Origin of the sequence: Streptomyces sp. ITFR-6 (genome assembly GCF_031844725.1) — a bacterium.
GTDB lineage: Bacteria > Actinomycetota > Actinomycetes > Streptomycetales > Streptomycetaceae > Streptomyces.
Genome location: NZ_CP134614.1, coordinates 77,497 through 98,181, shown reverse-complemented (window position 1 = coordinate 98,181; position 20,685 = coordinate 77,497). Strand labels below are relative to the sequence as shown.

3 protein-coding genes are annotated in these 20,685 nt (G+C 71.6%); all 3 read left to right on the top strand.

The features are described 5' to 3' along the window. The 3 genes from RLT59_RS38675 to RLT59_RS38665 are packed head-to-tail and all read left to right on the top strand — an operon-like array spanning nt 1 to nt 20,544. Nucleotides 1-7,569, top strand: coding sequence for a type I polyketide synthase (locus tag RLT59_RS38675; RefSeq protein WP_399127164.1), 7,569 nt, complete (start codon nt 1-3; stop codon nt 7,567-7,569). Further along, nucleotides 7,544-9,151: a type I polyketide synthase gene (locus RLT59_RS38670; RefSeq protein WP_311308158.1), complete on the top strand. Its 1,608-nt coding sequence runs from the start codon at nt 7,544-7,546 to the stop codon at nt 9,149-9,151. The genes RLT59_RS38675 and RLT59_RS38670 overlap by 26 nt, the downstream gene beginning before the upstream one ends. A 2-nt stretch (nt 9,152-9,153) precedes the next feature. After that, nucleotides 9,154-20,544, top strand: coding sequence for an SDR family NAD(P)-dependent oxidoreductase (locus RLT59_RS38665; RefSeq protein ID WP_399127162.1), 11,391 nt, complete (start codon nt 9,154-9,156; stop codon nt 20,542-20,544). Nucleotides 20,545-20,685 lie beyond the last annotated feature (141 nt).

The window sequence follows — 20,685 nt, the reverse complement described above, 5'->3', positions numbered from 1 at the left end:
GTGAGCGCTGACGGCGAGCAGCAGAAACTGCTCGGCTATCTGAAGAAGGTCACCGGCGACCTCCGCCAGGCCCACCGCAAGCTGAGGGAGATCGAGGCCGCGAACACCGAGCCGATCGCCATCGTCGGCATGGGCTGCCGGCTGCCCGGCGGAGTCCGCTCACCTCAGGAGCTGTGGCAGCTCCTCGACCGGGCCGGCGACGGCATGTCCGCCTTCCCCCGCGACCGGGGCTGGGACCTGGAGTGCCTCTTCGGCCCCGACTCGACCCTGCCCGGCACGAGCCACGCCCGCGAGGGCGGCTTCACCTACGACGCCACCGAGTTCGACCCCGTCTTCTTCGGCCTGAGCCCACGCGAAGCCCTCGCCATGGACCCGCAGCAGCGCATGCTGCTCCAGACGTCCTGGGAGGCCCTCGAACACGCGGGCATCGACCCCACCACCCTGAAGAACACCGACACCGGTGTCTTCGTCGGCGCCGCCTCCACCGGCTACGGTTCCCAGCTGACCGAACTCCCGCAGGGCGTCGAGGGCTACCTCCTCACCGGCAACTCCATGGCCGTCGCCTCCGGCCGAATCGCCTACACCCTCGGCCTCAAGGGCCCCGCCGTCACCGTCGACACGGCCTGCTCCTCCTCCTTGGTGGCGCTCCACATGGCCGTCCAGTCGCTGCGCTCCGGCGAATGCTCCCTCGCCCTCGTCGGCGGCGTCACCGTGATGTCGACGCCCGGAATGTTCCTCGAATTCAGCCGTCAGCAGGGCCTGGCGACCGACGGCCGGTGCAAGGCGTTCTCCGACGACGCGGACGGCACCGGCTGGTCCGAGGGCGCCGGCCTGCTGGTCCTCGGCCGCCTCTCCGACGCCGTACGCGACGGACACCGGGTCCTGGCGGTGGTGCGCGGCACGGCCGTCAACCAGGACGGCGCGTCCAACGGCCTGACCGTGCCCAACGGCCCGTCCCAGCAGCAGGTCATCCGGGCGGCACTGGAGAACGCCCAGCTGTCCGCACCGGACGTGGACGTGGTCGAGGCCCACGGCACGGGCACCTCGCTCGGTGACCCGATCGAGGCGCAGGCCCTGCTCGCCACCTATGGCAAGGACCGGTCCGCGGACCAGCCGCTGTGGCTGGGCTCGGTGAAGTCGAACATCGGCCACACGCAGGCCGCGGCGGGTGTCGCGGGCGTCATGAAGATGGTCCTGGCGATGCGGAACGAGGCGCTGCCCAAGACGCTGTACGCGGACAAGCCCTCGACCCACGTGGACTGGTCGACGGGCGCGGTGGAGCTGCTCTCCGAGGCCCGCGCCTGGCCGCGCGGTGAACACGCACGCCGGGCGGGGGTCTCGTCCTTCGGCATCAGCGGGACGAACGCTCACATCATCCTGGAGGAGGCGCCCGCCCCGGCGGAGCCCCGGACCGCAGACACCGTGCGGCCACCGGTGATGCCCTTGCCGCTGTCCACCCGGCAGCCGGAGGCCCTCCCCGAACTCGCTTCCCGGCTCCGCGCATCCCTGACCGCGCACCCGGACGCCCGCACCCAGGACATCGGCCACACCCTGGCCACGGGCCGTGCCGCGTTCGAACACCGGGCTGTGGTCCTGGCCCACGACACGGAATCGGCCCTGACCGGCCTGGAAGCCCTCGCCAGCGGCACCGGCACTGCCGCCCGCGTGGTCCAGGGCACGGCTGCGGCACGGGGCGGCGCGCGGGGCCGCAGGCGGCTGGCGTTCGTGTTCTCGGGTCAGGGTGGTCAGCGGGTCGGTATGGGGCGGGAGTTGGCGGAGGCTTTCCCGGTGTTCGCGGCTGCGTTGGATGAGGTGTGCGCGCATTTTGATGGTCTGCGTGAGGTGATGTTCACCGACGCGGAGGCTCTCGGACGAACGGGTTGGGCGCAGCCGGCGTTGTTCGCGGTTGAGGTGGCGTTGTTCCGGCTTCTTGAGTCGTGGGGGGTGCGCCCGGACTACCTGGTGGGTCATTCGGTGGGTGAGCTGGCGGCTGCGCATGTGTCCGGGGTGTTCTCGCTGGCGGATGCCTGCAAGCTGGTGTCGGCGCGTGCCGGGTTGATGCAGGCGTTGCCTGCCGGTGGTGCGATGTGGGCGGTCCGGGCGACGGTGGAGGAGGTCACTCCGCTGCTGGTCGAGGGCGATGGTGTGTCCGTGGCTGCGGTGAACGCTCCCGGTCAGGTGGTGCTGTCGGGTGCTCGTGAAGCGGTTGAGGCGGTAGCGGGCGCTCTGTCTGACCGGCAGGGGCGGTGGCTGGAGGTCAGTCACGCGTTCCACTCGGTGTTGATGGACCCGATGCTGGACGCGTTCCGTGCGGCGGCGAACTCGGTTACGTACGAGGCTCCACGCATCCCGATCGTCTCCACGCTGACGGGTGAGCCGGTCTCCTGGTTCACCGCGTCGTACTGGGTGGACCAGGTGCGGGGGACGGTGCGGTTCGCGGACGCGATCACTCACCTGAAGTCCTCCGGTGTCACCAGGTTCCTGGAGCTGGGCCCGGACGCCACGCTGATCGGTGCCGTCGACGAGACGTACGACGGCGATTCGCTCGCGGTGGCGGCGCTGAACCGTAAGCAGTCCGAGCCCGCCACCGCCGTCGAGGCCCTGGCCCGACTTTGGGTCGACGGACACCCCGTCGACTGGCAGAACTTCTACGGTGCTACGGACGCACGGTTCACCGACTTGCCGACCTACCCCTTCGCCCGGGACCGCTACTGGATGCAGAACCCCGAAGGCGCTGTGGTTCAGCGACGGGAACGGGGCTCCGGCGACGGCCTGCGTTATGAGGTGTCGTGGGCGCCGTTGGGTGCTGGTGCTGGTGCTGGTGCTGGTGTTGGTGCTGGTGTTGGGGTGTCGGGTGGGTGGCTGCTTGTTGAGCCGGGTGGTGTTGAGGATGTGTGGGCGGCTGCGTTGGCGGATGAGCTGACGGGTCGGGGTGCGGAGGTGTCCCGGTTGGTTTTGGATGCGGAGGGTTTGGAGCGGGCGGTTCTGGCCGGCCGTCTTGGGGAGTTTGCGGGTGTTGGGCGGGTGGTGTCGTTCCTGGGTCAGGTGGAGTCGGGGGCCGGGGGTGTTGTGGGGTCTGTGGTGTTGGTGCAGGCGTTGGGTGATGCCGGTGTTGACGTTCCGGTGTGGTCGGTGACGTCGGGTGCGGTTTCGGTGGGTGCGGGTGATGTGGTTGCGCGTCCGGTGCGGGCTGGTGTGTGGGGTCTGGGTCGGGTGGTGGCTTTGGAGGAGCCGGGGCGTTGGGGTGGGTTGGTCGATGTGCCGGAGGTGCTGGTGGGGGGTGCGGTGGGGCGGCTGGTGGAGGTGCTGGCCGGTGGTTTCGGTGATGAGGATGAGGTTGCGGTGCGTGGTGGGACGGTGCTGGGGCGTCGGCTCGGTCCTGGCCGGCCTGGGGGTGTGGTGTGGTCGCCGTCGGGGACGGTGTTGGTGACGGGTGGTTTGGGTGCGTTGGGTGCCCGGGTCGCGCGGTGGGTGGTGGGCCGGGGTGCTGAGCGTGTGGTGTTGGTGGGCCGTCGTGGGACGGAGTCCGTTGGTGCGGCGGAGCTGGTGGGTGAGTTGCAGGCGTTGGGTGCTGTGGTGGATGTGGTGGCGTGTGATGTGGGTGTGCGGGAGGAGGTGGAGGAGCTTTTCGCCCGGTTCGAGTTTTCGGCGGTGGTGCATACGGCGGGGGTGTTGGACGACGGTGTGGTGGATGGTCTGACGGCTGAGCGGGTGTCCGGGGTGTGGGGGGCGAAGGCGGGGGGTGCGTGGAATCTGCATCATGCTTCGCTCGGTCGGGAGCTGGATGCGTTTGTGGTGTTTTCGTCGGCTGCGGGTGTGTGGGGTGGTGCGGGTCAGGGTGCGTATGCGGCGGCGAATGCTGCGCTGGACGGGTTGGTGGACTTCCGCCGGGGTCAGGGTCTGGTGGGTTCGTCCATTGCGTGGGGTCCGTGGGCCGAGGGTGGTATGGCTGATGACGTCACGGTGTTGGCCCGGATGGAGCGTGGTGGGGTAAGGCCGCTCGACCCCGACTCCGCCTTGGGCGTGCTGGGGTCTGCTTCGGGTTGTGTGACGGTTGTTGATGTGGAGTGGGAGCGTTTCGTTCCCGGGATGACCGCGTTGCGGGCGAACCGTCTGTGGGACGAGGTCGCGCCACGTGGGGCGGTGGCTCCGGTGGTGGGTGTTGGTGGGCTGAGGGAGCGGTTGGCCGGGGTGTCGGGGGTGGCTCGGCGTTCGTTGGTTACGGATGTGGTGCGCGGGCAGGTCGCGGCGGTTCTGGGTTTCGCGGACGGGGCTGCGGTGGAGGTGTCGAAGGCGTTCCGGGATCTGGGCTTCGACTCCCTGACGGCCGTCGAACTGCGCAACGCACTCACCGCCGAGACCGGCCTCAAACTCCCCTCGACGCTGGCCTTCGACCACCCCTCGGTCGAGGCTCTGGCCGCCTTCGTGGTGACCGAGCTGTTCGGTGTGGAGGAGGAGGGTGCGGCGCTGGGTGTGGTGGCGGCGCGTCAGGTTGATGGTGATGATCCGGTGGTTGTGGTGGGGATGGGTTGCCGGTTCCCGGGTGCGGTGGATTCGCCGGAGGAGTTGTGGCGGCTGCTGGCTGAGGGCACGGATGCGATGGGTGGGTTCCCCGCGGATCGTGGCTGGGAGCTGATCAGCGGCGTCGGTGGTGACTATGCCCGGGTCGGTGGGTTCGTCGAGGGTGTGGCGGATTTCGATGCCGGTCTGTTCGGGATCTCGCCGCGTGAGGCACTGGCGATGGATCCGCAGCAGCGGTTGCTGCTTGAGGTGGTGTGGGAGTCGCTGGAGCGGTCGGGTATCGCGCCGTTCTCGTTGCGTGGTCTGCCGGTCGGGGTCTTCGCGGGGACGAACGGCCAGGACTACCCGGCGGCACTGGCGCTGGCGGGGGAGCCCACTGATGGTTACGGCGGGACGGGAAGCTCGGGCAGTGTCCTGTCCGGGCGGGTCTCGTACGCACTCGGGCTTGAGGGTCCGGCCGTGACTATTGATACGGCGTGTTCGTCGTCGTTGGTGGCTCTTCATCTTGCGGCGCAGGCGTTGCGGTCGGGTGAGTGTGATCTTGCGCTGGCCGGTGGTGTGACGGTGATGTCGACGCCGGGTGCGTTCGTGGAGTTCGAGCGGCAGGGTGGTCTGGCCGGGGACGGCCGGTGCAAGGCGTTCTCGGACGATGCGGACGGTACGGGCTGGGGCGAGGGCGCGGGCGTTCTGGTCCTGGAGCGGTTGTCGGACGCCCGACGCAGCGGGCACCAGGTTTTGGCGGTGTTGCGCGGTTCGGCCGTGAACCAGGATGGTGCGTCCAATGGTCTGACGGCGCCGAACGGTCCTTCGCAGCAGCGGGTGATTCGGCAGGCGCTGGCGAATGCGGGGTTGTCGGCCGCTGAGGTGGACGCGGTCGAGGCGCACGGCACGGGCACCTCGTTGGGTGACCCGATCGAGGCGCAGGCGCTGCTGGCCACGTATGGCCAGGACCGGCCCCAGGACCAGCAGCCGTTGTGGCTCGGCTCGATCAAGTCGAACATCGGTCACACGCAGGCGGCCGCAGGCGTCGCGGGTGTGATGAAGATGATTCTGGCGATGCGGCACGGTGTGTTGCCGCAGTCGTTGCACGTCGGTACCCCGTCCTCGCACGTGGACTGGTCGGACGGTGCGGTGGAGTTGCTGGCCGAGGCACGGGACTGGGCGCCCGGTGACCGGCCGAGGCGGGCGGGTGTGTCCGCTTTCGGCGTCAGCGGGACAAACGCACACGTGATCATCGAAGAGGCGCCGACTTCTCAGACAGCGCCGGACCCGCAGGGGCTGCTGGAACTTCCCGTGGTGCCGTGGGTGGTATCCACGAACGTGGGCACCGCGCTGTCCGCACAAGCTGCGCGGCTGGCTTCCGGTGTGGACGGCCTGGACGCCGTCGATGTCGGCCTGTCGCTGGCGCAGACCCGGGCAGCGCTGGAGCACCGAGCCGTCGTTCTCGGTGCGGACGCCGATGAGCTGCGGGCGGCACTGACGGCTCTGGCGGCCGGTGACTCCACACCGAGCATCGTCACCGGCCAGACCCGCACAGGGCCTACAGGGTTCGTGTTCTCGGGTCAGGGTGGTCAGCGGGTCGGTATGGGCCGGGAGTTGGCGGAGGCTTTCCCGGTGTTCGCGGCTGCGTTGGATGAGGTGTGCGCGCATTTTGATGGTCTGCGTGAGGTGATGTTCACCGATGCGGAGGCGTTGAAGTCGACGGGTTGGGCGCAGCCGGCGTTGTTCGCGGTCGAGGTGGCGTTGTTCCGGCTTCTTGAGTCGTGGGGTGTCAGGCCGGATTATCTGGTCGGTCATTCGGTGGGTGAGCTGGCGGCTGCGCATGTGTCCGGGGTGTTCTCGCTGGCGGATGCCTGCAAGCTGGTGTCGGCGCGTGCCGGGTTGATGCAGGCGTTGCCTGCTGGTGGTGCGATGTGGGCGGTTCGGGCGACGGTGGAGGAGGTCACTCCGCTGCTGGTCGAGGGCGATGGTGTGTCCGTGGCTGCGGTGAACGCTCCCGGTCAGGTGGTGCTGTCGGGTGCTCGTGAAGCGGTTGAGGCGGTAGCGGGCGCTCTGTCTGACCGGCAGGGGCGGTGGCTGGAGGTCAGTCACGCGTTCCACTCGGTGTTGATGGACCCGATGCTGGACGCGTTCCGTGCGGCGGCCGATGCGCTGGAGATGCGCAGCCCCGAGATACCCGTCGTATCGACGCTGACGGGTGAGCTGGTCTCCGAGTTCACCGCGTCGTACTGGGTGGATCAGGTGCGGGGGACGGTTCGTTTCTCGGATGCCGTTTCCCGGCTGAGGGCACTGGGGGTGGCGCGTCTGGTGGAGGTTGGGCCGGATGCGTCCTTGGTCGGTGCGATCGGTGAGGCGGCTGACGATGCGGTGTTCGCTGTCTCGATGCTGCGTAGGGACAGGCCCGAGGCGCATACGGCGGTGACCGCGTTGGCCGGGCTGTGGGCGGACGGCGCGGATGTCGACTGGGCGTCGTTCTACGGGCCCACCGGCGCCCGCACCGTCGACCTGCCTACGTATGCGTTTCAGCGTCAGCGTTTCTGGCCGAGTGTGCGGCGGGAGCCGGTGGTGGCGTCGGCTGCTGTTGATGCGGTGTTCTGGGATGCGGTGGAGCGTGGTGATGGTGAGTTGTTCGCGGCGGAGTTCGGTGTGGATGTCGGGGCGCCGTTGCGGGAGACGTTGCCGGCGTTCTCGGCGTGGCAGCGTCGGCAACGTGAGCGTGAGGTAGCGGACAGGCTGCGTTATGAGGTGTCGTGGGCGCCGTTGGGTGCTGGTGTTGGTGCTGGTGTTGGGGTGTCGGGTGGGTGGCTGATTGTTGAGCCGGGTGGTGTTGAGGATGTGTGGGCGGCTGCGTTGGCGGATGAGCTGACGGGTCGGGGTGCGGAGGTGTCCCGGTTGGTTTTGGATGCGGAGGGTTTGGAGCGGGCGGTTCTGGCTAAGCCGTCTTGGGGAGTTTGCGGGTGTTGGGCGGGTGGTGTCGTTCCTGGGTCAGGTGGAGTCGGGGGCCGGGGGTGTTGTGGGGTCTGTGGTGTTGGTGCAGGCGTTGGGTGATGCCGGTGTTGACGTTCCGGTGTGGTCGGTGACGTCGGGTGCGGTTTCGGTGGGTGCGGGTGATGTGGTTGCGCGTCCGGTGCGGGCTGGTGTGTGGGGTCTGGGTCGGGTGGTGGCTTTGGAGGAGCCGGGGCGTTGGGGTGGGTTGGTCGATGTGCCGGAGGTGCTGGTGGGGGGTGCGGTGGGGCGGCTGGTGGAGGTGCTGGCCGGTGGTTTCGGTGATGAGGATGAGGTTGCGGTGCGTGGTGGGACGGTGCTGGGGCGTCGGCTCGGTCCTGGCCGGCCTGGGGGTGTGGTGTGGTCGCCGTCGGGGACGGTGTTGGTGACGGGTGGTTTGGGTGCGTTGGGTGCCCGGGTCGCGCGGTGGGTGGTGGGCCGGGGTGCTGAGCGTGTGGTGTTGGTGGGCCGTCGTGGGACGGAGTCCGTTGGTGCGGCGGAGCTGGTGGGTGAGTTGCAGGCGTTGGGTGCTGTGGTGGATGTGGTGGCGTGTGATGTGGGTGTGCGGGAGGAGGTGGAGGAGCTTTTCGCCCGGTTCGAGTTTTCGGCGGTGGTGCATACGGCGGGGGTGTTGGACGACGGTGTGGTGGATGGTCTGACGGCTGAGCGGGTGTCCGGGGTGTGGGGGGCGAAGGCGGGGGGTGCGTGGAATCTGCATCATGCTTCGCTCGGTCGGGAGCTGGATGCGTTTGTGGTGTTTTCGTCGGCTGCGGGTGTGTGGGGTGGTGCGGGTCAGGGTGCGTATGCGGCGGCGAATGCTGCGCTGGACGGGTTGGTGGACTTCCGCCGGGGTCAGGGTCTGGTGGGTTCGTCCATTGCGTGGGGTCCGTGGGCCGAGGGTGGTATGGCTGATGACGTCACGGTGTTGGCCCGGATGGAGCGTGGTGGGGTAAGGCCGCTCGACCCCGACTCCGCCTTGGGCGTGCTGGGGTCTGCTTCGGGTTGTGTGACGGTTGTTGATGTGGAGTGGGAGCGTTTCGTTCCCGGGATGACCGCGTTGCGGGCGAACCGTCTGTGGGACGAGGTCGCGCCACGTGGGGCGGTGGCTCCGGTGGTGGGTGTTGGTGGGCTGAGGGAGCGGTTGGCCGGGGTGTCGGGGGTGGCTCGGCGTTCGTTGGTTACGGATGTGGTGCGCGGGCAGGTCGCGGCGGTTCTGGGTTTCGCGGACGGGGCTGCGGTGGAGGTGTCGAAGGCGTTCCGGGATCTGGGCTTCGACTCCCTGACGGCCGTCGAACTGCGCAACGCACTCACCGCCGAGACCGGCCTCAAACTCCCCTCGACGCTCGCCTTCGACCACCCGACCACCCTCGCCCTCGCCGAGTTCCTGCTCGGTGAGCTGTCCGAGGATTCGGCCGACGATGCCCCGGACGTGGCAGCCGAACTGGACCGGCTCGAAACCGCCCTGCTGGCTCTGCCCGCTCCCGAATACGCGCGGCTGAGGATCGCCTCGCGCCTGCAACAACTGATGAAACGACTGGACGGTGCGCCATCTGACGCGAATGCCGTGGACATCTCGGCAAAGATCGAGGCCGCTACATCCAACGACATCTTCGCTCTTATTGATCACGAGATCGGGACGCGGTGAGCTTGATGAGTAACGAGGACAAGCTTCTCGGATACTTGAAGAAGGTCACGCTTGAGCTTCATGAGACCAAGCAGCGCCTTCACAGCATGGAATCCGCAGGAACCGAACCCGTGGTCGTCGTCGGCATGGGCTGCCGCTTCCCCGGTGGGGTGAACTCGCCGGACGACCTCTGGCGGCTGGTGGCGGACGGTGTCGACGCGCTCGGCGCGTTCCCCCCGGACCGGGGCTGGGACGCCCTCCAGGGCGTCGGTGGGTTCGTCGAGGGTGTGGCGGATTTCGATGCCGGTCTGTTCGGGATCTCGCCGCGTGAGGCACTGGCGATGGATCCGCAGCAGCGGCTGCTGCTTGAGGTGGTGTGGGAGTCGCTGGAGCGGTCGGGTATCGCGCCGTTCTCGTTGCGTGGTCTGCCGGTCGGGGTCTTCGCGGGGACGAACGGCCAGGACTACCCGGCGGCACTGGCGCTGGCGGGGGAGTCGGCCGAGGGTTACGGCGGGACTGGAAGCTCGGGCAGCGTCCTGTCCGGGCGGGTCTCGTACGCACTCGGGCTTGAGGGTCCGGCCGTGACTATTGATACGGCGTGCTCGTCGTCGTTGGTGGCTCTTCATCTTGCGGCGCAGGCGTTGCGGTCGGGTGAGTGTGATCTTGCGCTGGCCGGTGGTGTGACGGTGATGTCGACGCCGGGTGCGTTCGTGGAGTTCGAGCGGCAGGGTGGTCTGGCCGGGGACGGCCGGTGCAAGGCGTTCTCGGACGATGCGGACGGTACGGGCTGGGGCGAGGGCGCGGGCGTTCTGGTCCTGGAGCGGTTGTCGGACGCCCGACGCAGCGGGCACCAGGTTTTGGCGGTGTTGCGCGGTTCGGCCGTGAACCAGGATGGTGCGTCCAATGGTCTGACGGCGCCGAACGGTCCTTCGCAGCAGCGGGTGATTCGGCAGGCGCTGGCCAGTGCGCGTCTCTCGTCGGCGGATGTGGACGTGGTGGAGGCGCACGGTACGGGTACCAAGCTGGGTGACCCGATCGAGGCCCAGGCCCTGCTGGCCACCTACGGCCAGGACCGGCCCGCGGACCAGCCGCTGTGGCTGGGCTCGATCAAGTCGAACATCGGGCACACGCAGGCGGCCGCCGGTGTCGCGGGCGTCATGAAGATGATTCTGGCGATGCGGCACGGTGTACTGCCCCGGTCCCTCCACGTCGGTACCCCGTCCTCGCACGTCGACTGGTCCGCCGGCGCGTTGGAACTGCTGGCCGAGCCACGCGCGTGGCCGCACTCCGAGCGGGTACGCCGGGCTGGAGTGTCGTCCTTCGGGATCAGCGGGACGAACGCGCACGTTCTCGTCGAGGAGGCGCCGCCCTCTCAGCTGGCCCAGGTACCGCAGGAGCTGCTGGAGCTTCCGGTGGTGCCATGGGTGGTGTCGTCGAAGTCGGCGGCGGGGGTTGCGGATCAGGCGCGTCGACTGGCTTCCGGTGTGGACGGCCTGGACGCGTGTGACGTCGGTCTGTCGCTGGGGACGACCCGGGCAGCGCTGGAGCACCGTGCAGTGGTCCTCGGCGCGGACACCGGTGAGCTGCGGGCGCGGTTGGGTGAGCCGTTGGTGCCGGTGGTGGCCCGGGACGGTCTGACCGGGTTCGTGTTCTCGGGTCAGGGTGGTCAGCGGGTCGGTATGGGCCGGGAGCTGGCCGAGTCCTTCCCGGTGTTCGCAGCCGCTCTGGATGAGGTGTGTGCGCACTTCGATGGTCTGCGTGAGGTGATGTTCACCGACGCTGAGGCTCTCGGACGAACGGGCTGGGCGCAGCCCGCGCTGTTCGCGGTCGAGGTGGCGCTGTTCCGGCTTCTTGAGTCGTGGGGGGTGCGCCCGGACTACCTGGTGGGCCACTCGGTCGGTGAGCTGGCTGCCGCGCACGTGGCCGGGGTGTTCTCGCTGGCGGACGCCTGCAAGCTGGTGGCCGCGCGTGCCGCGTTGATGCAGGCGTTGCCTGCCGGTGGTGCGATGTGGGCGGTCCGGGCCACGCTCGACGAGGTCACCCCGCTGCTGGTGGACGGTGTCTCCGTGGCTGCGGTGAACGCTCCCGGTCAGGTGGTGCTGTCGGGTGCCCGGGAGGCGGTTGAGGCGGTAGCGAGTGGTCTTGCTGATCGTCAGGGGCGGTGGCTGGAGGTCAGTCACGCGTTCCACTCGGTGCTGATGGACCCGATGCTGGACGAGTTCCGTGCGGCGGCCGACGCGCTGGAGATGCGCAGCCCCGGGATACCCGTCGTATCGACGCTGACGGGTGAGCCGATAGCCCAGTTCACCGCGTCGTACTGGGTGGACCAGGTGCGGGGGACGGTCCGCTTCGCGGACGCGATCACTCACCTGAAGTCCTCCGGTGTCACCAGGTTCCTGGAGCTGGGCCCGGACGCCACGCTGATCGGTGCCGTCGACGAGACGTACGACGGCGATTCGCTCGTGGTGGCGGCGCTGAACCGTAAGCGGTCCGAGCCCACCACCGCCGTCGAGGCCCTGGCCCGCCTCTGGGCCGACGGCGCCGACGTCGACTGGGCAGCCTTCTACGCGCCGACCGGCGCCCGCACCGTCGACCTGCCCACCTACGCCTTCCAGCACCAGCGCTACTGGCCGACCGCCCGTCTCACCGCAGGACCGCGACCGCTCGGCTCCGCCGGGGCCGGGCACCCGCTGCTCCAGGCCATGATCGGTCTGGCGGACTCGGGGGACGTGCTGTTCCTGGGCGGGCTGTCAGCGCAGTCGCACCCTTGGCTCGCGGACCATCAGGTGGCCGGCCGGATCGTGTTCCCCGGAACCGGGCTGCTCGACCTCGCCCTGTGCGCCGGGTCGCGGGTGGGCTGCGAAAAGGTCGAGGAGCTGACCCTGACGGCTCCCCTGGTGATCCCGGAGAGCGGCATCGTCCACGTGCAGCTGCTGGTCGGTGCGCGGGACGCCGCCGGCTGCCGCTCCGTACAGGTGTCGTCGCGGCAGGACAGCGAACCGGCCGACCGGTGGACCCGTCACGCCACCGGCCTGCTCTCCGCCGCCCAGGACGAGGAACCGTCGTACGACCTCGCCCAGTGGCCCCCGGACGGTGCGCAGGAAGTGGACACGGCCGGGCTCTACGAGGCCCTGGCGGCGCTGGGGCTCCAGTACGGTCCTGTCTTCCGCGGGCTGCGCCGGGCGTGGCGGCGGGCGGACGAGCTCTTCGTCGAGACCCTGCTCTCCGACCCCGCTCAGCCTTCGGGCGCCGGCGCCTACCCGCTGCACCCCGCCGTCCTGGACTCGGTACTCCACGCGATGGCGCTCGGCGCCACCGCATCCAGCGGCGCCGACGCGGCCGGGAGCGGGACCCCCGGGCGGTTGCCGTTCTCGTGGAGCGGGGTGGCCCTGCACGCCGAGGGAGCCGGTGCGCTGCGGGCGCGCCTGACGCACAGCGGACCGGACAGCATCGCCGTCCAGGTGGCCGACGTCCTGGGCCGGCCCGTCGCGGAGGTGGCCTCCCTGACGCTCCGGCCGATGGCCGTGGACGCCCGGGACTCCGAGGGAGCCGGCTCTGCGGACGACGCCCCGAAGGACGCCCTGTTCCGGCTGGACTGGACGCGGATCGCGGCACCGGACGCGCCGGCGGGACCCGGACCGGTGCTCCTGGGCGAGGACGCGGGCTCAGCCGCGTACCGCGACCTGGCGGCACTGCGTACGGCGATCGACGCCGGACACCCCGTACCCGACGTGGTCATGGCCAGAGCGGCCAGAGCGGCCGCCACAGCCGGCTCGGCCACGGCCTCCGCCGCCGGGCTGGCCGACAGCACCCACGAGGCCGTCCTGCACGCCCTCGCCCTCCTCCAGGACTGGCTCGCGGACGAGCGCTTCGAGACGAGCCGGCTGGTCCTGGTCTGCGAGGGGGCGGTCGCGGTCCGGCCCGGGGAGAACGTGCGGGACCTGCCGGGCGCGGCCGTCTGGGGCCTCGTCCGGTCGGCCCAGTCCGAGCACCCGGAACGGTTCCAGCTCATCGACGTACAGGGCGGGCCGACCGCCGACGCCGAGGCCGCGTACGGCTCGTCCGAGCCGCAGCTCGCCGTCCGCGACGGCGAGCTGTTCGCCTGCCGCCTCGCCGTCGCACCGCCGACGGCCCAGGCCCCTGACTGGGACCCCGACGGCACCGTGCTCGTCACCGGCGCCACCGGCGAACTCGGCGGCGTGATCTCCCGTCACCTGGTCACCACCCACGGGGTACGCCGTCTCCTGCTCCTCAGCCGTCGCGGCCCGGACGCACCCGGGGCCGCCGAGCTGACCGCGGAACTGACCGCACACGGCGCCGAAGTCACCCTCCTCGCCTGCGATGTGGCGGACCGGGACGCCCTCGCCGCCGCTCTCGGCACCGTCCCCGCCGGGCACCCGCTGACCGGCGTCGTGCACACCGCCGGTGTGCTTGCGGACGCGACGGTGACGTCCCTGACCCCGGAGCAGGTGGCGCGAGTGCTGCGCCCCAAGGTGGACGCCGCGCTCCAGCTGCACGAACTGACCCGCGACGCACCCCTGTCGGCGTTCGTCCTGTTCTCCTCGGTCTCGGCCGCGCTCGGCGCACCCGGGCAGGGCAACTACGCCGCCGCCAACGCTTTCCTGGACGCGCTCGCCCAGCGCCGCCGTGCCGAGGGGCTTCCCGGGCTCTCCCTGGGCTGGGGCCTGTGGGACGGCTCGGGCGAGATGACCGGCGAGCTGGGCGACACCGACCGGCGGCGCATGGCCCGCGGCGGTGTGGTGCCGCTGTCCATGGCCGACGGCACCGCCCTGTTCGACCTGGCCGCCGCCACCGGGCACGCGGCGGTGCTGCCCGTCCGCCTCGACCTCGCCGTGCTGCGCGAGTCCGCAGAGCACCTGCCACCGGTCTTCCGAGGCCTGGTCCGCCCGCCGCGGCGGCGCGCGGCCGCCGCGGATACGGTCACCGCGGACGCGCTGTCCGACCGGCTCACCCCGCTGCCGGCCGAGGAACGGCTCGCCGCCCTGCGCGAACTGGTCCAGGACCGGGCCGCCACCGTGCTCGGCCACGGCTCGGCGCACGACGTCGCACCCGACCAGCAGTTCTACGAGCTGGGTTTCGACTCGCTCACCGCGGTCGAACTGCGCAACCACCTCAACGCCGCGACCGGGCTGCGGCTCTCCGCGACCCTCGTGTTCGACCACCCGACCGCCGACGCCGTCGCCCGCCATGTGCTGGAGCGGCTGTTCGGGGCGCAGCGCCCCGAACGCGTCCCGGCCGCGCCCGCACGGACCCGGGGCCCGGACTCCGACGACCCCGTCGTCATCGTCGGCATGGCCTGCCGCTACCCCGGCGGTGTCCGCAGCGCCGACGACCTGTGGGATCTGGTGAGCACCGGCGCCGACGGCGTCACCCCGTTCCCCGTCGACCGCGGCTGGGACCTGGAACGGCTCTACGACGCCGACCCGGACACCGGTGGTGCGAGCTATGTGCGGGAGGGCGGATTCCTGCACGACGCCGCCGAGTTCGACGCGGCCTTCTTCGGTATCTCACCGCGTGAGGCGCTGGTCATGGACCCGCAGCAGCGGCTCCTCCTGGAGACGTCCTGGGAGGCCGTCGAGTCCGCGGGCATCGACCCCACCGCGCTGCGCGGCGGGCGCACCGGAGTCTTCGCGGGCGTCATGTACCACGACTACCTGGCCAGGCTGCACACCGTCCCCAAGGGCGCCGAAGGGTTCCTGGGCACCGGTTCGGCGGGCAGCGTCGTCACCGGTCGCGTCGCCTACCTGCTGGGACTCGAAGGTCCTGCCGTGACGATCGACACCGCCTGCTCCTCCTCGCTGGTGGCGCTGCACCTGGCTGCCCAGGCGCTGCGCTCGGGCGAGTGCGACACGGCGCTGGCCGGCGGGGTCACCGTGATGGCGACCCCGGGTACGTTCATCGACTTCAGCCGGCAGCGCGGCCTCGCCCCCGACGGCCGGTGCAAGTCCTTCTCGTCCACCGCCGACGGCACCGGATGGGCCGAGGGCGTCGGCATGCTGCTGCTGGAACGCCTCTCCGACGCGCGTCGCCACGGACACCCGGTGCTGGCGGTCGTGCGGGGCTCGGCCGTCAACCAGGACGGTGCGTCCAACGGCCTGACCGCACCCAACGGACCCGCCCAGCAGCGCGTCATCCAGGAGGCCCTGCACCGTGCCGGACTGCGGCCCGCCGAGGTGGACGCCGTAGAGGGCCACGGCACCGGAACGGTCCTGGGCGACCCCATCGAGGCGCAGGCGCTGCTGGCCACCTACGGACAGGACCGGCCCGAGGGGCTGCCGCTGCGGCTCGGCTCGCTCAAGTCGAACATCGGGCACGCCCAGGCCGCCGCGGGCGTCGGCGGCATCATCAAGATGGTGCAGGCCATGCGGCACGGCGTGCTTCCGGCGACGCTGCACGTGGACCGGCCGAGCGAGCAGGTCGACTGGTCGGACGGACAGGTCGAGCTGCTCACCGAGAGCGTCTCGTGGCCCGCGACCGCACACCCCCGGCGCGCCGGCGTCTCGTCCTTCGGCATCAGCGGCACCAACGCGCACGTCATCCTGGAGGCCCCGGCCGAGCAGCCGGTAACCGTCCCGGCCCCCGACACCCGGCCCGCGCCCGCCGTGCTGCCGATCCTGGTGTCGGCCCGCACCGAGGCGGCCGTACGCGGCCAGGCCGCGGCCCTGCGCGACCACCTGGCTCGGCAGCCCGGACTCACCCCGCTCGACGTCGGCTTCTCGCTCGCTACCACCCGCCCCCTCTTCGACCACCGGGCGCTCACGGTCGCCACCGGCCGGGAGGAGCTGCTGGCCGGACTGGACGCGATCGCGGCCGGCACCACCGCACCGGGCGTCGCGCACGGCCGGGCCGCGCCCCGCCGGGTCGCGATGCTGTTCACCGGGCAGGGCAGCCAGCGGCCCGGCATGGGACGCGAGCTGTACGCGGCCGAGCCGGCGTTCGCCGCCGCCCTGGACGAGGTGTGCGAGCACCTCGATGCCGAACTCGGCACGTCCCTGCGCGAGGTGATGTTCACCGACGCGCAGGCCCTGGCCGACGCGGGACACGCACAGGCCCTCGCTGACACGGGATACGCGCAGCCCGCGCTGTTCGCCCTCGAAGTGGCGCTGTACCGGCTGTTCGAGTCCTTCGGAGTCGAGCCCGACCATCTGGTGGGGCACTCGGTCGGTGAGCTGGCCGCCGCCCATGTGGCGGGCGTACTGACACTGGAGGACGCCTGCCGGCTGGTCGCGGCCCGGGGCCGGCTGATGCAGGCACTCCCGGCGGGCGGCGCGATGCTGGCACTGCGGGCGACCGAGGCGGAGGTCGCCCCGCTGCTGGGCGACGGGGTGGACCTCGCCGCGGTCAACGGGCCCACAGCAGTGGTGCTGTCGGGCGAGGAGGAAGCCGTCCTCGCGGTGGCCGGACGGTTCGCGGACCGTTCGAAGAAGCGGCTGCGGGTGAGCCACGCCTTCCACTCGGCCCGGATGGAACCGATGCTGGCGGAGTTCCGCCGGATCGCCGAGGCCGTCACCTACCACCCGGCGAGGATCCCGGTCGTGCCGACCGGCGGTGCGCACGCCGGTCCCGACAGCTTCGGGTCCCCGGAGTACTGGGTGCGGCAGGTACGCGAGAGCGTGCGGTTCCACGACGCGGTCACCCGGTTGCGCACGGCCGGAGTCGGTACCTTCCTCGAACTCGGCCCGGACCCCGTCCTCACGGCCGCCGTCCAGGACTGCCTCGCGGACGACGACACCGGCGAGGCGCCGGAACCGGTCGTCCGCGCGGCCCTGCGCCGCGGCTGCTCCGAGACCGGCACGTTCGCCGCGGGGCTCGCCCCGCTCCTCGTGCACGGCACCGGCACTCGAAGGAGGGAGCTCTACTCCGGCACCGGTGCGCGCCGGGTGGACCTGCCGACCTACGCGTTCCACCGGCAGCGGTACTGGGCCGAGAACGCCGTCGTCCCGGCCGACCTGGCGGGAGCCGGACTGACCGGCGCCGCACACCCGCTGCTCGGCGCCTGCGTCCCGCTGTCCGGCGGGGGGTCCGTCTGCACCGGACGGCTCTCCACCGCCGCCCACCCGTGGCTCGCCGGCCATCTCGTCGCCGGGCGGCCGGTGCTTCCCGGCACCGCGCTCCTCGACCTGGCCGTGCACGCGGGTGACCACGTCGGCTGCGGTCTCGTGGACGAACTGGTGCTGTCCTCCCCGCTGTCCCTCGACGCGGGCGAGCAGCAGATCCAGGTCCTGACCGAGCCCGCCGACGCTGCCGGAAACCACACCGTGCGGATCTCCTCCCGGCCGGCCGCCGCGCCCGCAGAGGAGCCCTGGACCCTGCACGCGACCGGAACCCTCACCCCGGCCGTGGCAGGCGACGAGCCGTTCGACACCTCTGAGTGGCCGCCGCGTGGCGCCGTCGAAGTGCCGCTCGACGGGCTCTACGAGGACGAGCAGGACCCGGCGGGGAACGGAGTCGCCTACGGCCCGGCCTTCCAGGGACTCAGTGCGCTCTGGCGGCGCGACGGAGAGGTCTACGCCGAAGTGGTGCTGCCCGAAACGGTCCGTGCGGACACCGGGCGCTACGGACTGCACCCCGCCCTTCTCGACGCGTCCCTGCACTCCCTCGCCCACCTGCTGCCCGGCGCCGCCGGCCGGCTCGTGCCGTTCTCCTTCGGCGGCGCCGCCCTGCACGCCCAGGGCGCCACCGCCCTTCGCGTCCGGCTGACGGCGACCGGGCCAGAGCAGGTGGCGCTCAGCGCCGTGGACCCCGCCGGGCGGGCGGTCGCCTCGATCGCCGCGCTCACACTGCGCCCCCTCGCCACGGACGGCCCTCGCGAAGCGCGCCACCCGGACGCGCTGTTCCGCGTCGACTGGCAACCCGTGCCGGTGACAGCGCGGAAGACGGAGACGGAGAAGGGGACGGAGCCGGAGTTCCGGCGCTGCGCACTGGTCGGCGCGGACCCGCTGAGGATCATGGACACCCTCTCCGGGGCGGGTGTGTGGACCGAGTCCTTCGCCGACCTGGAGGCCCTGTCGGACGCGGCGTCGGCGGGCATGACCTTGCCCGAACTCGTCCTGGTCTCCTTCGCCTCCGGTCCCGGAACCGACCCGGTCCGCGGCCTGCGGGACATCACCGGCGAGGCGCTGCGGACCGTACGGTCGTGGCTCGCGGACGAGCGGTTCGCCGGAACGAGCCTGGCCTTCGTGACGCGCTCCGCGCTCGGTGACGGCACCGGACGCCCGGATGACCTGGCCTGTGCTCCGCTCTGGGGCCTGGTGCGGACCGCCCAGTCGGAGAACCCGGGCCGCTTCCTCCTCATGGACCTCGACGGGACGGAGGCCTCGGTCCTCGCCCTGCCCGCCGCCTTCGACACCGGAGAACCACAACTCGCGATCAGAGCAGGTCAGTTGCGTGCGGCCCGGCTGGCCCGTGTCGCCGTACCCGAGGAGCCCGGCGCCGCCTGGGCCCCGGAGGGCACCGTGCTGGTCACCGGTGCCACCGGCGCCCTCGGCGGACTGGTCGTCCGCCACCTCGTCGCGGCCCACGGCGTGCGGCAGCTGCTGCTGGTGAGCCGCAGCGGCTCCGCCGCCCCCGGCGCCGGGGAGTTGCTGGCCGAACTCGCGGAGCTGGACGCCGAAGTCACCCTGACCGCGTGCGACGCGGCCGACCGGACCGCCCTGGCCGGGGTCCTGGACCGGATCGACCCGGCGCATCCGCTCACCGCGGTGGTCCACCTCGCCGGGGTCCTGGACGACGGAGTGATCACCTCGCTCACCCCGGAACGGTTCGAGACCGTACTGCGCGCAAAGGCAGAGGCCGCGCTGCACCTGCACGAACTGACCCTCGACGCGAAGCTCGCCGAGTTCGTGCTGTTCTCCTCGTCGGCGGCCACCTTCGGCACCCCGGGCCAGGCCAACTACGCCGCGGCCAACGCCTTCCTGGACGCCCTGGCCGAGCAGCGGCGCGCCGACGGCCTGCCCGCCAGATCGCTCGCCTGGGGCGCCTGGGAGCACGGCATGGCCGGCCGGCTCGGCGAAGTGGACCGCGACCGCATGACCCGGGGCGGCGTGCTGGCGCTGGGCGACGGGGAAGGGCTCGCGCTCCTCGATGCCGCCCTGCGGGTCGACGCCGCCCAGTTCGTGCCCGTCCGCCTCGACACCGCGGCGTTCGGCCCCGAACCGGCCCCGCTCCTGCGCGGCCTCGCCCGCCCGGCGGCCCGGCGCACCGCCGCGGGCCACGACACCGGCCCCCGTACGGGAGACCGGCTGCGCGGGCTGACCGGCACGGCCCGCCGGGACGCGGTACTCGACCTGGTGCGCGGTGCGACCGCCGCCGTCCTCGGGCACGCCTCGGCCGACGCGGTCGAGTCCGACCAGGCGTTCCTCGAACTCGGCCTGGACTCACTGACCTCGGTGGAGCTGCGCAACGCGCTGGCTGCCGAGACCGGGCTGCGGCTGCCGGCCACCGTCGCCTTCGACCACGCCTCACCGCTCGATCTGGCCGAGCACCTGCACGCACTGCTCGGCACGGCACAGGACGGCGCGGAGGACCGCACGGACACCGCGGCCGCCGTCGGCGGGCCCGACACCGACGAGACCATCGGCCGGCTGTTCCGCCGGGCCTGCGAGGAGCGCAGGCTGGCGGAGGGCTTCGGACTCCTGCAGAGCGTCGCCCGGCTGCGGCCGACCTTCGGCGACGGCGGCGAGGAGGCCGAGTCCCCCACCTCCGTCCGGCTGGCCAAGGGCGGCGAACCGGTCCGGCTCGTCTGCTTCGCCTCGCAGGTGGCCCTCGGCGGCGTCCACCAGTACGCACGGTTCGCCTCCGGGTTCCGTGAGGTGCGGGAGGTGATCGCGCTCGCGGTGCCCGGATTCGCGACCGGTGAGCCGCTGCCGGCCACCGAGGACGCCCTGCTCGACCTGCTGGCGCGGACGGTGCGCGAACAGGTCGGGGACGCGCCCTTCGCGCTGCTGGGCTCGTCCTCCGGCGGTGTACTCGCCTACGCGACGGCCGCCCGGATGGAACAGGAGGGCCGGCCTCCGGCGGGAGTCGTGCTCCTGGACACCTATGTGCCGGGCGACGACTCGCTCGGCCAGTTCGAGGACCAGCTGCTCGGCGGCATGTTCGAACGCGAGGCCGGCTTCGCGCGCATGGACGCCGCCAGGCTGTCCGCGATGAGCTGGTACTTCAACCTGCTGGGCGGCTGGCGGCCCGGGAAGCTCGACTCGCCCGTGCTGCTCGTGCGGGCCGGCGAACCGATGCCCGGCGGCGAGGAACTGGCCCCCGAGCGGTGGCAGACGGGCTGGAGCGAGGCGGACCGCGTCGTGGACGTGCCGGGCAACCACTTCACCATGATGGAGAACCTGGCCGACGCAACCGCGGCCGCGGTCGAGAGCTGGATCCGCGAACAGTTGTTGTGACAAAGGCCGTTGAAGGGGACACGGACGTGCGGCCCGGCGGCGTTCAGCGGCCGGGCCACGCGATGTCGTCGACGGCGGGGAACAGCCCGGCCGTTCGCCGGGTCTGCCCCGGGGGGCCGCCCCGCCGCGTCATGAGGCCGG